This window comes from Agrobacterium vitis (genome assembly GCF_013426735.1).
GTDB classification, from domain to species: domain Bacteria; phylum Pseudomonadota; class Alphaproteobacteria; order Rhizobiales; family Rhizobiaceae; genus Allorhizobium; species Allorhizobium vitis_D.
In genome coordinates this window covers 3,602,422-3,617,813 of sequence record NZ_AP023272.1, presented here as the reverse complement: position 1 = coordinate 3,617,813, position 15,392 = coordinate 3,602,422, and the positions used below count along the sequence as shown (strand labels likewise).

Sequence of the window (15,392 nt, the reverse complement as noted above, 5' to 3'; positions counted from 1 at the left end):
TGGGGGAAACATTATGCGCACCATTCTCGCAGCTCTTTTTACCACGACGGTTCTGGCAGGTGGCGCTCAAGCCGCCACGGTCTATCCGCTTGATCGCGCCACGATCCTCACCGGTTCTCCCTTTGATTTCAAGGTCGAGCTGAAATCTGTCGTCAAGCCGGAAGACGTAAAAATCACCGTTAACGGCCAGGACTACAAGGCTGTGTTCGGCAGCCAGGCACAGTTCACCGCCGAAGAAAAAGGCAAAGAAGACAAGGTTCTGGGTTCGGCCCTGATCCTACGCGATGTCAAGCTTCCGGCGGGCTCCTACAAGGTCGAGGTTTCGGCTGGCGACGAAAAGAAATCCGTCACCTGGGATGTCTATGCGACCCAGCAAAAGCCTGTTGCCAAGAATATCATTTTCTTCCTTGGCGACGGTCTGTCAGTTGCCCACCGCACCGGCGCCCGTATCATGTCCAAGGGCATGACCGAAGGCAAGGCCAACGGCCACCTCAACATGGATACGCTCGACCGGATGGCCTTTATCGGCACGTCCTCGACCAATGCCATCGCCACCGATAGCGCCAACACCATGTCGGCCTATATGACCGGCCACAAGACCGCCGTGAACGCGCTTGGCGTTTATGCCGACCGCACCCCCAACACGTTGGACGACCCGAAGGTCGAAACCATTGCCGAGGCGCTACGCCGCACTACCAAAAAGTCGATTGGCATCGTCTCTCCGGCTGAAATCGAAGACGCAACGCCCGCAGCCGTGGTCTCCCACACTCGCGCCCGAGCCGACAAGGCCGAAATTGTCGGCATGATGTTCAACGTCAAGCCGGATGTCATCCTGGGTGGCGGTTCGGCCTATTTCCTGTCCAAGTCCATTCCTGGCTCGAAGCGTAAGGACGACAAGGACTATATCGCCGAGTTCAAGAATGCCGGCTATACGCTGGCGACCTCAAAGACCGAACTGGACGCCGCTGCTGGCACCAATAGCGGCAAGCTGCTCGGTTTGTTTCATACCGGCAACATGGATACGCTTCTGGATCGCAAGTTCCTGAAGAAGGGGACCGTCGACAAATTCCCCGATCAGCCGGGCCTGGTCGATATGACCAAGGTTGCCCTTGATCAGCTGTCCAAGAACCAGGACGGCTTCTTCCTGATGGTCGAAGGCGCTTCCATCGATAAAATGTCCCATCCAATGGATTGGGATCGGGCGATGTATGAAACCATCGAATTCGATCAGGCGATTGGGCTTGGCCTCGAATTCCTGAAGACTCATCCCGATACGCTGATCGTCGTCACCGGCGACCACACCCATGGCGTTTCCATCATCGGAACCATTGACGACGACAAGCCCGGTACCGAGATGCGCGAAAAGGTTGGCGTCTATGCCGATGCCGGCTTCCCGAACTATGAAGACAAAGACGGCGACGGCTTCCCGGACAAGGTCGATGTATCGCGTCGCCTGGCGGTGTTCTCGTCCAACTTCCCGGACTATTACGAGACCTTCCGCCCCAAGATGGACGGTCCGTTCGAGCCGGCAATTCAGAATGAGAAGAAGCAATACGTCGCCAACGAGGCCTATAAGTCGGTGCCGGGTGCGGTTTTCCGCGAAGGCAATCTGCCACGCTCCGCCGACACCGCCGTTCACGCTGTTGACGATGTCGTGCTTCAGGCCACGGGTGCCGGTTCGGAAGGCTTCAAGGGCTATCTGGAAGAAAGTGACGTCTACAAGGTCTTGGCCGACGCTTTTGCCCTTGGTGCGCCAAAGGCCAACTAAGCCTGCTATGATACTCGGCTCCTGGTGCGGATATCGCATCCGGAGCCTATTCTATTGAGACTTCCACCATTTGTTTTTACGCATTTCCTGGAAATGCTCTATTTTTTGAGGGTGCATGGCGTGGTGCGATGCCGTGTTCAGTGCCGAGGCGTTACGATGAAAGATCTCAGCAGGATTGCTTTTCGGCGGCGAGACAGTTTGGCCCTTTTCGGGTGTGCCGCCCTTGCTCTGTTCTCAAAACCGGCAAAAGCAGCACCGCAGCTGATCGATTTCGACCAGCTCTATGGCAAGGTTGGCGTGCTCGGGCTGGAATTTTCCGACATGGTCAAACGGGCTGCCGGAAAACCGGTGGCGATGCGCGGTTTCATGGCGCCGCCGCTGAAGGCGGAGGCGGCGTTTTTCGTGCTGACGGAAATTCCGATGGCGCTTTGCCCGTTCTGCTCATCCGACGCGGACTGGCCGGACAATATCGTCGTGGTCTACCTGAATAGAAAGCAGACATTCGTGCAGCCGGGAACCCGCATCGAAGTGGTGGGAACCCTGGAAATGGGGTCCTGGACCGACCCTGAAACGGGTTTCGTCAGTCTGTTGCGGCTGAGAAACGCCACCTATGGCACGGTGTGACCGGCTATGATGTCACTTGCTCTCGAGGATGTCGCGGTCCGCTATATTGGTTTGCCGAAGCCGGTTTTAAACATTGGTCGGCTTGAGGTTGCCGCTGGCGCTCAACTGGCGATCATCGGCGGTTCCGGTTCGGGCAAAAGCACGCTTGTTAATGTGATGACGGGGTTGGAGCGCCTGCGCCAAGGCCAAGCCCGCTGGAACAGCACTGATCTGTCGGGCCTGTCGGAAGGCGCGCGCGACCGGTTCCGTGCGGCGCATATCGGCTTGGTGATGCAGGAATTTCATTTGTTTTCCGGCCTGTCTGCTATCGACAATATCCTGCTGCCAGCCCGGCTGGCGCGAGTGGCGTCGCCTGCCTGCGTCGAGCGCGCCCACGACTTGATGCAACGTTTCGGCCTTGGGCGACCTGATCAGGCTATTGAAACCATGTCGCGTGGCGAAATGCAGCGGGTGGCGGTGGCCCGGGCGCTGTTGAGAAAACCCGGTGTGATCATTGCCGACGAGCCGACCGCAAGCCTCGATGCCGAGGCGGGGGCTGCGGTTGCCGATCTTCTTCTGGATCTGGCGAAAAGTGAGGGCAGCACCTTGATCGTCGTTTCCCACGATGCCCGCCTGGTGGAGCGCCTGCCACGCAGGATTGAGTTGAAAAACGGTGAAATCGTCCAGGATACAGGTGACGTTGTTGGTCATCGGGCCGGTCCTCGGGAAGGTGACGCATGATCCGTTTCATCCTTGCCGATCTGCGCCGTCTCTGGGCCGGTGCGCTGGTGGTCTGTCTGTTGGTGGCGCTCTCGACCGCGCTTGGTGTGACGGTGACCTTGCAGGAAAGAGCCTTGCGGCTGGGCAGTGCCCGGGCTGCCGATAAATTCGATCTGGTGATCGGTGCTGCGGGGTCGGAAACCCAGCTGGTCCTGTCCTCGGTGTTTTTGCAGCCTTCGCCCTTGCCCCTGGTGCCCGGTGCGGTTCTGGCGACATTGCAGACCGATCCCCGCGTGGAATGGGCAGCACCTGTGGCGTTTGGCGATAGTTTTTCCGGCTATCCAATTGTTGGTACAACGACACGGCTGATCACTGCGACCACGCCGGGCTTTGCCGAGGGGCAGCTGTTTCAGCGCGAAGGCGAGGCGGTGGTGGGGGCCGATGTGAAACTGAAGACCGGCGATACGGTCAAGCCGATGCATGGCACGGCTGCCGAAGGCGGTCATACCCATGGCGAATTGGCTTATCGTGTCGTTGGCAGGCTGAAAGCCACCGGCACGGCCTGGGATCGTGCAATCCTCGTTCCGGTTCAGGCCGTCTGGCATATTCACGGTCTCGGTGAAGAGCATGAGGATCATGATGCGGAGGAGGCAGCCGCGGACAAGGGCGAGGCCGGTCACGACGAGGATCATGACGAGCACGATCATCATGGCCATATCGATCCTGACGCGGCCCTCTTAGAGCAGTTTTCAGCTGCTGATCCCGGCATACCGGCCATTCTGGTCAAGCCGAAAACCATTGCCGCCGCCTATAAGCTGCGGCAGGACTATCGCAACGACCGGACACTCGGCGTTTTCCCCGGCGAGGTTCTGACCAGGCTTTACGCGACGCTGGGGGACGCGAAACTGGTGCTGTCCTTCGTGGCAATCGGCGCGCAGGCGCTGGTGGCGGGCGCGCTGTTGCTGGTGACGGTCGTTCATATCGGCCAGCGCCGCAAGCAGATTGGTGCGCTCAGAGCCTTTGGTGCTCCCAGGTTTTCGGTCTTCCTGATCGTCTGGTGCGAGCTTTTCAGCCTGTTTCTGGGTGGCATCGGGCTTGGTGTGGCTATGGGATATGCAGCGGCAAAGGTCATTTCGCAAACCGTGAAGACCAGCAATGGCTTCGACCTGCCGGTGGAATTCGCAAGCCAGGATGGCTGGCAGATGTGTGTCATGCTGGTCTTTGCGGGACTGCTTTCGGCACTGCCAGCCTGGCTTGCCTATCGCCAGTCACCGGTGGCGGCGCTGCGCTCCTGACGGAGCACGGCATGGCCTGCTTTATGTTCTGTCATAGAACGGTCACCCGCCAAAGGTAAGTGAGCCGCCACAGTTCTTGTTCCATTTTCGGTTCAAGACTGGTGCTTCGGGAGCATGGCGATGGGCATATCGGTTCGAACATTGGTTTTCTCAGCGCTTGGCTTGGCTATGGTGGCCTTTCCCGCGCCGGGTTTTACCCCACTGGCCTTTGCCGATAGCGGCATGGTGCTGGATAAGTATGTGGCGTTGATGCGCCATGGCGTGCGCCCGCAAACCAGCGCCAAGGAAATCGCCCCGCTATCGTCCAAGCCGTGGTTGCAATGGGATACCGCCGATGGTCAATTGACGCCGCACGGCGCTGAAGCAACGGCACAATTGGCACGGTGGGAGGGCGCTATGCTGAGGGGCCGGGAGCTTCTGCCGAAGGACGGCTGCCCTGCGACCGGCGCGGTGTTCGGCTGGGCGAATGGCTCGGTGAAGCGCACCATCGATACCGGCAATGTCATGCTTTCCACCCTGTTTCCCGGCTGTGGTCTGACGGTTGGCTTCAACAATACCGAGGCCACGGATGGCGTCGATGTGCTCTATGCCCCTTCCGATACCAAGCTTGGCGCTGTCGATCCCGACAAGGCCAAGGCTGCAATTTTGGAGGCAGCGGGTGGCGATCTTGAAAAGCCCCGGGCACGCGCTGCCAGCCTGATGCAGGAACTCGACGGTATTCTCGACTGCTGCGCGGCCTCGCTTTGCGAAAAGGCCGAGGCGTCTGCTGCCTGTACGTTGTCGCAGCGCCCCTGGTCGATCAAGGTCAAGCAGGCCAAGGGGGAAAAGCCTGCCAGCGTCGAAGTGGTCGGCCCGTTGAAGGATGCGGGCACCGTCGTTCAGGTTTTCCTGCTGCAATATGCCAATGGTTTTCCTGCCGATCAGGTCGGATTTGGCAAGGTGCCGACAGAAGCGGACATTATCCGCCTGTCGCAGCTGCGCCAGATCAAATATGATCTGGGCAATCGTGTTCCTTATCTTGCCGCCCGCGATGTTTCCAATCTTCTCAATCAGCTGTTGCTGGCGGTTGCCGCCGATCCGGCGACAGGTCTGGCCAACAACAGTGCGCCCAGCGATGGCCCGCCAAATGCGAAATATCTGCTGTTTACCGGTTCCGACACGCAGCAGGCGGAAATCGGTGCCATGCTTGGCCTGCATTGGCATATCCCGCCTTATCTCGATGATGAAACCCCTCCCACCGGCACAATGACTTTCGAGCGCCTGCACGATGCCACGGGCAAGGTGTTCGTGCGGATGCAGTTCATCGCGCCGTCGCTGGACCAGATCCGCAATGCATCGGTTCTGGATGACAAAAACCCACCACTCCAGGCCGCCATTGCGCTGCCAGGCTGCGAAACGGAACAGGTTGACGGCGCCTGTCCGCTGGACCGCTTCCTCGCCATCGCCCGCCCCAAGCTGGACATGACGGCAGTGGCGCCGCAAATCTATCTGGCCAGTGGGCATTGAGAGTCGGTCAGGTTCAAACTGAACCTGACATCCGCCATGACGTTCATTCGAAACGCTATGCAGAATGGCGCCTCGGCTTTTCACCGGGGTGCGGAGATGCATTGTCGATTACTTTAAGGCATTGCCGATTGCCGAAGCCAGTTTGCGGTTTTGCTGGACCGTGTCCAGGGCGGGACCATGGCTGGCGGTGAAATACTGGTCGCGGCCGCTGTGTTTTGCCTGGTAAAGTGCAGCGTCGGCGCTCGCCACCAGATCGTCGCTGGAGTGGATATCGTCGGACGGAACAGCCGCCACGCCGATGCTGACGGTAACGATACCCTTTTCGCTATCGCCATGGGGAATGTGCAGGTCGCGAACTGCCTGGCAATAGTATTCCGCCACAGTCGAGCCTCCGGCAAGATCGGTATCGGAGAGAATGAGCGCCATTTCCTCGCCGCCATAGCGGGCAGCGATATCGGTGCTGCGTTTCGCGACCGAACGCAAAGTCGCGGCGATCTGGCGTAGGCATTGGTCCCCCGCCTGGTGTCCGTAGCGATCGTTAAACAGTTTGAAATGGTCGATATCGATCATCAAAAGGCTGACGCCCGATCCGGTGCGGTGGGACCGTGCAAATTCTTGCCGGAGTTGCACATCAAAGGCGCGCCGGTTGTAAAGGCCGGTAAGCCCATCGGTAAAGGCCGCTTTTTCCAGGGCGCGATTGGTGTGACGCAGCAAGCCCTCCGCCTGTTTTGCCCTGGTAATATCCGTAAAGACGATCAGCGAACCGCCTCCGCCGACACTTCTTGTCTGAGCTTCGAGGCTTCGTCCGTCCCAAAGGGTAATTTCGCGCTTGCCCGGCACCAGCGGTAAAACAGGCAGACTGTCGAAGACTTGTTCTGGCAGGATGGGGTCGCTGTCGCGAGGTGTCATCTCTTCGCCACGTGCGCGCGAAGCGGCGATGATGTCGTGAAGATCAGCGCCAGGCACCCTGATATCGGCGGTTTTGGAAAACATGGAGCGATAGCGTTCATTGCAATAGACCAGCTTTCCCTGTCGATCGAACATCACAAGCCCATCGGCCATATTGGCCAGGGCATCGGCCAATTGCTGGCGGCTCTCAGCCAATTGCTGCTCCAGTTCCTTCTGCTTGCTGATGTCGCGGCTATGGGTGGCAAGAGCGATGATCTCTCCGGTCCTCTGGTCGTGGATCGGATATTTCAGGGTCGAATACCAGCCCTTGGCGCCGGCAGGCGTTTCATAGCTCTGCTCGATATGGACAGGCTTGCCCGAGGCAAAGACAGCCTCTTCGTCAGCACGGTAGCGGGCTGCAAGCTCGGGGGAATGAAAATCCGCATCGGTTTTGCCAATCATCTGCGCGGGGTCGTTGAGACCAAGGGCCGTGGCCGAGGCGCAATTGGTCAGGATGAAGCGGCCATCTCGATCCTTGGCCGTCAGGGTTTCCGGCATGCTCTCGATAACGGTCAGGTAAAGTTTTGCCTCCTGTAATCGAGCGCGTTGCAATGTCTCGCTTCTGATCACAGCCGCTGCAAGCAGAGCAGCCAGGGATTGCATTGGCAAAAGCAGTGGCAAGACGGCAAACACCGCTGGCCATGTTTCAGACGGAATGACCAAGAGCGTTACCTGTGGCAGAATGATGAGACCAAGGCCCATGGCCGCGATGCGCCTTAGGCTCAAGATTGCCTGTTCATCGCGCCAGCCTGCCCAAACACCCGCGCCTGCAGCCAGTAAAATAGCCAGAGCTCCGGCTCCCGCGCCGATCCCACCTTCCAGAACACGCCAGGTTATAGCAATGCCTGCTGCAAAAATGGCACAAACCGGGCCGCCCATCAGTGCGCAGACCGCAATGGCACTACTGCGAAGATCCATGAAAAGACCCGGTACGATCGTTATCGGAAATTGCATGGCGACGATGGCCGTGACGCCGCCAGCAATACCAAGCCCGATTGGCCTATAGGCAGGGCTCTGCTGTTCCAGCCATCCGGCCAGCCTGCTCGAAACGATGGAAAACAGCGTGACAAGGGCACTATTGACCAGAATAAGCGTCATGGTCGTGTTCATCTGTTCCGGCGTCTCCTCCATGGCCCGTCAATGCATTGCAGGAAAAGCAAGAAATCTCGCCGAGCCTGTTTCATGGGCCAGAGAGTAGAAGATGATCGTTAATTTGTAATTTCGAAGATATGTATATTGCTGCATCTATCTGGGGCGCGGTCTCCGGCGACCGGGGATAACCTTGGCGATGTTGCGCCTCGGCGCTTGAGGACCCCGGCCCGCAGGTCTACGGATAAACATCCCCAGGTGGTGGCAAAGGCAGGACAGATTCATGGCGGCAGCAGACAAACAGGCAGGCAAGTCCCGCAAGCCCATCGCCTCCAGTCCTGAACAGCATTCCCTGCTGGACGATGTGCAGGGCCTGCTGGCGGGAGCCATGTTGGCGGCGCTGGGCGTCGTTTTGTTGTCCAATGCCAAATTGCTCTCGGGAGGAACCGCAGGTGTCGCCTTTCTGCTGCATTATGTGTCGGCTGTGGGGTTTGGCCCGATCTTCTTTGCCATCAACCTGCCCTTCTACTATTTTGCTTTCCGGCGGATGGGGCTGGCCTTCACGGCAAAAACCTTCATCGCGGTGTTGCTGACCTCGGTGCTGAGCGCCCTCCTGCCGAAATTCATCGGCTTTTCCCTGCTGGACCCGCTGGTCGCGGCCATCTTCGGCGGGCTGCTGGTTGGAACTGGCATGCTGGTGCTGTTTCGCCACCAGGCAAGCCTTGGCGGCTTCGGTATCCTGGCGCTGTATCTTCAGGATCGCTACGGCTGGCGGGCCGGGCTTGTGCAGCTTTGCTTTGATGGCATGGTGCTGATCGGCTCGTTCTTCGTGGCGACGCCCGGCATCATTGCCTGCTCGATCATCGGCGCTGTTGTTGTCAACCTGACGCTGGCGATCAATCACCGCAAGGATCGCTATATCGCTATGTAGGCTGGAGCGTCTTGTGATTTGGAATGAAACTTGCTGCCAGATGCCAAAGGGCCGAATTCGGCCCTCGCCCTGATTGATGCTCAAGAAAGAGACAGATAATGACGTTTTTCCGAACCGCTCTGGTCGCCGCCCTGCTGTTGACGACCTCTCTTGCCCAGGCCGAGGATGGCACGCTGGCGATGATCAAGCAGGCGGGCGTGATCCGCATCGGCACGACAGGGGACTATAAACCCTTCAGCTACAAGGGTGGCGATGGCGAATTGGTCGGCGCCGATATTTCCATGGGCAAGGCATTGGCCACCGATCTCGGCGTCAAGCCGGAATTTGTGATGACCACCTGGAAAACCATGCTGGAGGATTTCAAGGCCGGAAAGTTCGACATGGTTCTGGGCGGCATTACCGTTAATCCGGCCCGCGCCGAGGTGGGCGATTTTTCGCTTTCGAATGTCAAGGATGGCAAACGGCCGATCGTCCGTTGCGAGGACAAGGACCGGCTGGTGACGCTGGAGGCGATCGATCAGCCCTCGGTGCGCGTTATCGTCAATCCCGGCGGCACCAACGACAAATTTGCCCATGAGCATTTCACTAAGGCGCCTATCGAAGTTTTTCCCGATAATAAGGTGATTTTCGATCAGATCGCCGCCAACAAGGCGGATGTGATGGTGACCGACGGCGTGGAAGTGGACCTGCAATCCAAGCTGCATCCCGGCGAGCTTTGCCCTTCTGCCGTCAAGGAACCCTTCACCCATTTTGAAAACGCCTATCTGCTGCGCAAGGACCCAACCTTCAAGGCTGCGGTGGACAGCTTCATGGCCAAGGCGCTTGAAAGCGGCGACTGGAAGGCCAAGCTGGACGCTGCGATGCAGTGAAGCTCCTGCTGTAACCGTAAAATGGTCAGGAGCGGCTTCTTTTTAGCCCGGTTTCACCTATCTTATCTCTGTGTCTGAGCCGGAATCCACGCTTTCCCTATTGCCTCCCCCCTTCGAGCGCTGGTTTGCGCAGAAGGGATGGCAGCCGCGTGCGCATCAGTTGGAGCTGCTGGCGCGGGCCGGGCAGGGGGAAAGCACACTTCTGATTGCCCCGACCGGGGCTGGCAAGACCCTTGCCGGGTTTCTGCCCTCGCTGGTCGATTTGACCCGGCGCGGGCGAAAGCGGCCGGGCGAGGCTTTTACCGGCATTCATACGCTTTACATCTCGCCGTTGAAGGCGCTGGCGGTCGATATTGAGCGTAATCTGGTCAAGCCGGTCGAGGAAATCGGCCTGTCTGTCAGCATCGAGACCCGCACCGGCGATACGCCGCAGGCCAAGCGGGCGCGCCAGAAGCTCAATCCGCCGGATATTCTGCTGACCACGCCGGAACAGCTGGCTTTGCTGATCGCCAATGGCGAAGCGCCTCGGTTCTTCAGGGATCTGCGCTATGTGATCTTCGACGAGTTGCATTCGCTCGTCACCTCCAAGCGCGGCCATCTTCTGGCGCTGGGACTGGCCCGGCTGCGGATTTTGGCACCCGGACTTCAAACCATCGGACTGTCCGCCACCGTCGCCGATCCACCGGAGCTGCAACGGTGGCTGGTGGCGCAAAGACCGGGGGAACCGGCCTTGGCTGGGCTGGTGACGGTAGCGGGCGGGGCAAGGCCCAATATTACCATTTTGAAGACGCAGGAGCGCATTCCGTGGTCCGGCCATTCGGCCCGCTATGCCATTCCTGATATCTATGCGGTGCTGAAACAGTTTGCGATGACGATCATTTTCGTCAACACCCGCTCACAGGCGGAAATGCTGTTTCAGGAATTGTGGACGGTGAATGATGACAGCCTGCCGATTGCCCTGCATCACGGCTCACTGGATGTCGGCCAGCGCCGCAAGGTGGAAGAGGCGATGGCCGCTAACCGGCTGCGCGCCGTGGTCGCCACCTCGACGCTGGATCTCGGCATCGACTGGGGCGAGGTCGATCTCGTTATCCATGTCGGCGCGCCCAAGGGCGCCAGCCGGTTGGCGCAGCGGATTGGCCGGGCCAATCACCGCATGGATGAGCCGAGCCGCGCCATTCTGGTTCCCGCCAATCGCTTCGAGGTGATGGAATGCCAGGCGGCACTGGATGCCAACTATCTCGGTGCGCAGGACACCCAGTCGGTGGGTGAAGGCCCTCTGGATGTGCTGGCCCAGCATGTGTTGGGCATGGCCTGTGCCGCACCCTTCGACACGGAGGCACTTTACAATGAAGTAACGTCAGCCATGCCTTACGCTTCACTGTCGCGAGACACGTTCGGGCGGATTGTCGATTTTGTCGCCACCGGCGGTTATGCGCTGAAGACCTATGACCGTTATGCCCGCATCCGCAAAACGGCAGAAGGACGCTGGCGGATTTCCAATCCGGCGGTGGCGCAGCAATACCGGCTCAATCTCGGCACCATTGTCGAGGAGCCGATGCTGAATGTCCGGCTCGTCAAGCGCAATCATCTCGGCTCCATCGGGCGAGGCGGCATGACCCTTGGCAAGGTGGAGGAGTATTTCGTCGAGCAACTGACGTCGAGCGATACATTCCTGTTTTCCGGCAAGGTCTTGCGGTTCGAAGGCCTGCGTGAAAGCGAATGCCTGGTGTCCAATGCCTTTTCGCAGGACCCGAAAATTCCCGCTTATGCGGGCGGAAAATTTCCGCTCTCCACCTATCTTGCCGATCAGGTGCGGGCCATGCTGGACGATCCCGCCCGCCGCGCCAGCCTGCCGGATCAGGTGCGTGACTGGCTGGAAATCCAGAAAGCCAAATCCGTGCTGCCGAAGCGTGGCGACCTGCTGGTCGAGACCTTCCCACGCGGCAAGCGCTTTTACATGGTGCTCTATCCATTCGAGGGGCGGCTGGCCCACCAGACATTGGGCATGCTGCTGACGCGGCGACTGGAGCGGTGGCGGGCCAAGCCGCTTGGCTTTGTGGCGACAGATTACGCCCTGGCGATCTGGGGACTGGAGGATCTCGGCTGGATGGTGTCCACGGGCAAGCTTTCGCTGGCTGACCTGTTTGAGGAAGACATGCTGGGTGACGATCTGGAGGCATGGCTGGACTCCTCCTACATGCTGAAGCGCACCTTCCGCACCTGCGCGGTGATTGCCGGGTTGATTGAAAAACGCCATCCCGGCAAGGAAAAATCCGGCAGGCAGGTGACGGTCTCTGCGGACCTGATCTATGATGTACTGCGCGCCCATGAGCCTGATCATATCCTGTTGCAGGCCACCCGTGCCGATGCGGCAAACGGTCTTTTGGACATTGCCCGGCTTGGCGATATGCTAAAGCGAATCAACGGCCATATTCTCCACAAGGCACTGGACCATGTCTCGCCGCTGGCCGTGCCTGTTATGCTGGAGATTGGTCGGGAAACGGTGGTCGGCGAAGCCCAGGAAGATGTGCTGGCGGAAGCGGCCGAAGATCTCATCGCCGAAGCGATGGGATAAGATGGAATGGTCAGGACATGACAGGCCGGATATGACGGGATTGACGACGGCTTCTATAATGCGCCCGGAGAGGACGGAGCTTACCGCCGAGATCGAGATCTGCGGTGTCGAGGCCATCTGTGACCTGTCCGGCACGCTGTATCTGCCGGCATTGCGATTGCTCGTCGTCTCCGACCTGCATCTGGAAAAGGGTGCGGCCTTTGCGCGGCGTGGCCAGCTTCTGCCGCCCTATGATACCGTTGCGACATTGAAAAAACTGCAAGCGGTGATTGCCCGTTTCGATCCGGCAATCGTCGTCAGTCTGGGTGACACGTTTCATGATCGGTTGGGATCGGCCTTGATGCCGGAACCCTTCCGGCAGACACTTGAGCAGATGTCACGAGGCCGCGAATGGATCTGGATTACCGGCAATCATGATCCTGATGGGGTCGAAAACTTGGCTGGCCTGGTGGCCGATGAAATTTCCTATGGCGGATTGGTGTTTCGCCATGAACCGCAAATCGGTGAAAGCGCCAGAGGCGAGATTGCCGGCCATCTTCATCCATCAGCTACAGTGCGCCGGCGGGAGAAATCCGTGCGTCGCGCCTGTTTTGCCGCCGATGGCGACCGGCTGATCATGCCGGCTTTCGGGGTGACGACGGGCGGGTTGGATCTGAAGCACAAGGCATTCACAGGGCTTTTCGCAAGGGAGACGCTGGTCGCGCATCTTCTGGGCCGGGAGCGGATCTATTCGGTGCGCTTCAGCGGCCTGTTCGCCTGAAAGCGGAGTTAGTGTAAGAATTCACTTACTTTGATGCGCCATCTCCCGCACGCGCACCACCGTGACCGTACAAGGCGCTTTCGAGGCAACTTCCGCCGATACGCTGCCGAGCAGGGCGCGCTTTGGTGAATTGGCACGGGCGCCCATGACGATATGGTCAACACTGTTGTCGCGGGCATAATCCAGGATAGCATTGGCGGGTGAGGTGCTTTCCAGCACATGGCAGGTAATTTGCGGCTGGTCCTTCAACGGCGCAGCCCATTGCCGCAGCTTGCCAAGGCGGGTGACATGCTTGTTATTGCCCTCGTCGTCCAGGTCGTTGTCGAGGTTGAGCCGGGCGATTTTCAAAATATTCAGGCAGGCAAGCCGCGCGCCGGGTGAGCGCGCCATGATGCGCGACACCGTCAGCAGCATGGCTTGCGTCAGTTCCGTCGAGGTTTCGCCAAGGTCGAGGGCGACGACGATGATCGGTGCATTGGCCAGGGCCGCCGTGGCGGTTTGTGGCTTGAGCAATTCGATCGGGTCGGGGTTGAAGCGGCGTTTCAAAACCTCCGCCAGTCCGTCCTGCTTCAGTTTGTCAGCCCGCGCCGTCAGGGCAACGGCAGGCAGGTCCTTCAGGTCCAGCGCCAGTTGGGCTGCGGTCGGCGTCCTCCTTGCCGGGTTCACCTCCAGGCAGCGCAGGATGACTTCCTGGAAGGCGGGAGAGATCGCCGGGTTCAGCGCTCGTGGCGGCACCGGATCGCGCCATAGCCGGCGTTTCAATCCCTTCAGCCGCTGCGGATCGCCAAAGGGGCGTTTTCCGGTGGCAAAGAAATACATCAGCACGCCCAATGCAAACAGGTCGGAACGAAAATCCGAGCGAATGCCCAGGATCTGCTCGGGCGCCATATAGGGTGCGGTGCCATAGGGCAGGCGAAATTCCTCGTTCACCAGATCCGGCAGATCCAAATGGCGTGCCAGGCCGAAATCCACCAGCACCGCCTCGCCGCTGTCACGAAACAGGATATTCGAGGGCTTGATGTCGAGGTGAACCACGTGCTGGCGATGCAGGTCGGCAAGCGCCGTGGCAATCCGCTCGCCCATCCGTGCCACCTCCTCTGTGGCGAGCGGCAGGCTATCGAGCAGCGGATAGAGCGATTTGCCCGGCAGTCTTTCGAACACCATGTAAGGCAGTTGGGTGAAATCGCCATTGGCAACAAAGCGGGGCACATGCGGGCCGGATATGCGCGGCAGGATCATCTGCTCCATTTCAAAGCCGACAATCATCGCCGGATCGATGCCGCCGCCCATTTCCGGTACTTTCATCAACAGCGGAAAGAAATAATCCGGATGGGTCACGGCATAAAGCCGCGCCATGCCGCCCTTATGCGCCTGCTCCACCACGGTAAAACCATCAATCACGCTGCCGGGTTCAAGGCGGTTGCGGGCCATGTCATCGTCCTCTGTAGAGCCGTGTGGCAAGCGTCTCACTCAGGCCCGCCGCACGGATGGCCGCTGCCGCGCCGTCGATGTCATAGTTGACCCTGATGAAGGTCAGCGTGTTCTTTATCGTATCGAGCAGGCCAAAGGCCGCCGCCGGATCGCCATCACGTGGCTGGCCGACCGAGCCGATCACGCCGAGCCAGCGCCGCTGGGCCAGAAGCGGAATGTCCGTTTGCGAATGGGGAACAAAGGTGGTGATCTTGCCTTGAGGTGGAGGGCCATCAGTGGTTTGACCATAGGAAGCGAGCGCATAAAGCGTCGGTCGATGGACATGGCCGCAAAAACTGAGCCGCGCCGTGCAGGCGGCAAAATGCTGCGCTGCCGTGTCGCTGTCGGTTACATAGTGAAAGGCCGAGGGGGAGGTGGCTTCGGCATGGACATAGAGCCGGTCTTCATCCCGCAGCATCATCGGTAGATTGGCCAGAAAGGTCCGCTGTTCTTCGCTCAGGACCTGCCGCGTCCAGTGAATGGCGGCGCGGGCCGTGTCATTGAGGGAAATGGCGGGATCGCTTACCGCCTGGTCGTGATTGCCCCGCACCACCAAGGCACCTTGCTGCTGCAAAGCGCGGACCTTGTCGACGCAGCGGACGGGATCGCCGCCATAGCCGACGATATCGCCGAGAATGACGATGCGTTCGGCACCAGCCTGCGCCGTCGCCTGCAAGACCGCGTCAAAGGCCTGGGCATTGCCGTGGATGTCGGACAAAAGAGCAATGCGCATCGACCCTCCCCTGGCATTGCATCAGCACGGCCAACCATAGGCTGTTTAACGAGGCCGCGCTATTGGACTGAAGGTGAGGGGGCATGAAAAATCCCCTCTGGCACGAGGCGCAGAGGGGATGA

Annotated in this window: 12 protein-coding genes; 9 read left to right on the top strand and 3 right to left on the bottom strand. The window is 59.4% G+C overall.

The window, feature by feature from the left end; genetic code table 11:
- The first annotated feature begins 13 nt into the window (after positions 1-13).
- From H1Y61_RS16865 to H1Y61_RS16845, 5 genes are all read left to right on the top strand, one after another.
- On the top strand, positions 14-1,768 hold the full coding sequence (locus H1Y61_RS16865) for an alkaline phosphatase (protein ID WP_180573267.1): 1,755 nt from the start codon (positions 14-16) through the stop codon (positions 1,766-1,768).
- A gap of 156 nt (positions 1,769-1,924) precedes the next feature.
- On the top strand, positions 1,925-2,392 hold the full coding sequence (locus H1Y61_RS16860) for a hypothetical protein (protein WP_180573266.1): 468 nt from the start codon (positions 1,925-1,927) through the stop codon (positions 2,390-2,392).
- Positions 2,393-2,398: 6 nt separating this feature from the next.
- The gene (locus tag H1Y61_RS16855; RefSeq protein ID WP_180573265.1) at positions 2,399-3,112 is read left to right on the top strand and encodes an ABC transporter ATP-binding protein; all 714 of its coding nucleotides are present in this window, start codon (positions 2,399-2,401) and stop codon (positions 3,110-3,112) included.
- Positions 3,109-4,386 (top strand): ABC transporter permease, encoded by a 1,278-nt coding sequence (locus H1Y61_RS16850; protein ID WP_180573264.1) that lies wholly within the window; start codon positions 3,109-3,111, stop codon positions 4,384-4,386. The genes H1Y61_RS16855 and H1Y61_RS16850 overlap by 4 nt, the downstream gene beginning before the upstream one ends.
- Positions 4,387-4,506: 120 nt before the next feature.
- Complete coding sequence (locus tag H1Y61_RS16845; RefSeq protein WP_180573263.1) at positions 4,507-5,892, top strand: histidine-type phosphatase; 1,386 nt, start codon at positions 4,507-4,509, stop codon at positions 5,890-5,892.
- 108 nt (positions 5,893-6,000) lie between these two features.
- Here H1Y61_RS16845 and H1Y61_RS16840 read toward each other — a convergent pair whose 3' ends face one another.
- Positions 6,001-7,950, bottom strand: a complete 1,950-nt coding sequence (locus H1Y61_RS16840) for a diguanylate cyclase (protein ID WP_180573262.1) — start codon at positions 7,948-7,950, stop codon at positions 6,001-6,003.
- Positions 7,951-8,212: 262 nt separating this feature from the next.
- Between H1Y61_RS16840 and H1Y61_RS16835 the strand changes: the two genes are divergently transcribed.
- The 4 genes from H1Y61_RS16835 to pdeM all read left to right on the top strand — a co-directional run bounded on the left by H1Y61_RS16835 (position 8,213) and on the right by pdeM (position 13,067).
- Positions 8,213-8,860, top strand: coding sequence for a YitT family protein (locus tag H1Y61_RS16835; RefSeq protein ID WP_174109948.1), 648 nt, complete (start codon positions 8,213-8,215; stop codon positions 8,858-8,860).
- Between the two features lie 98 nt (positions 8,861-8,958).
- Positions 8,959-9,729: a transporter substrate-binding domain-containing protein gene (locus H1Y61_RS16830; protein WP_180573261.1), complete on the top strand. Its 771-nt coding sequence runs from the start codon at positions 8,959-8,961 to the stop codon at positions 9,727-9,729.
- Between the two features lie 70 nt (positions 9,730-9,799).
- Entirely contained in the window at positions 9,800-12,307 is a 2,508-nt protein-coding gene (locus tag H1Y61_RS16825) for a ligase-associated DNA damage response DEXH box helicase (protein ID WP_409363945.1), read from the top strand.
- A 58-nt stretch (positions 12,308-12,365) separates the two neighbouring features.
- Positions 12,366-13,067, top strand: a complete 702-nt coding sequence (gene pdeM / locus H1Y61_RS16820; RefSeq protein WP_235680905.1) for a ligase-associated DNA damage response endonuclease PdeM — start codon at positions 12,366-12,368, stop codon at positions 13,065-13,067.
- Positions 13,068-13,088: 21 nt separating this feature from the next.
- Here pdeM and H1Y61_RS16815 read toward each other — a convergent pair whose 3' ends face one another.
- Together H1Y61_RS16815 and H1Y61_RS16810 are read right to left on the bottom strand one after the other, a co-directional pair.
- Positions 13,089-14,498 carry a bifunctional serine/threonine-protein kinase/universal stress protein gene (locus H1Y61_RS16815; protein WP_180573259.1) on the bottom strand — a complete coding sequence of 470 codons (1,410 nt, stop codon included), beginning with the start codon at positions 14,496-14,498 and terminating at the stop codon, positions 13,089-13,091.
- Position 14,499: 1 nt separating this feature from the next.
- Positions 14,500-15,270 carry a metallophosphoesterase family protein gene (locus tag H1Y61_RS16810; protein WP_180573258.1) on the bottom strand — a complete coding sequence of 257 codons (771 nt, stop codon included), beginning with the start codon at positions 15,268-15,270 and terminating at the stop codon, positions 14,500-14,502.
- Between the last annotated feature and the right edge of the window lie 122 nt (positions 15,271-15,392).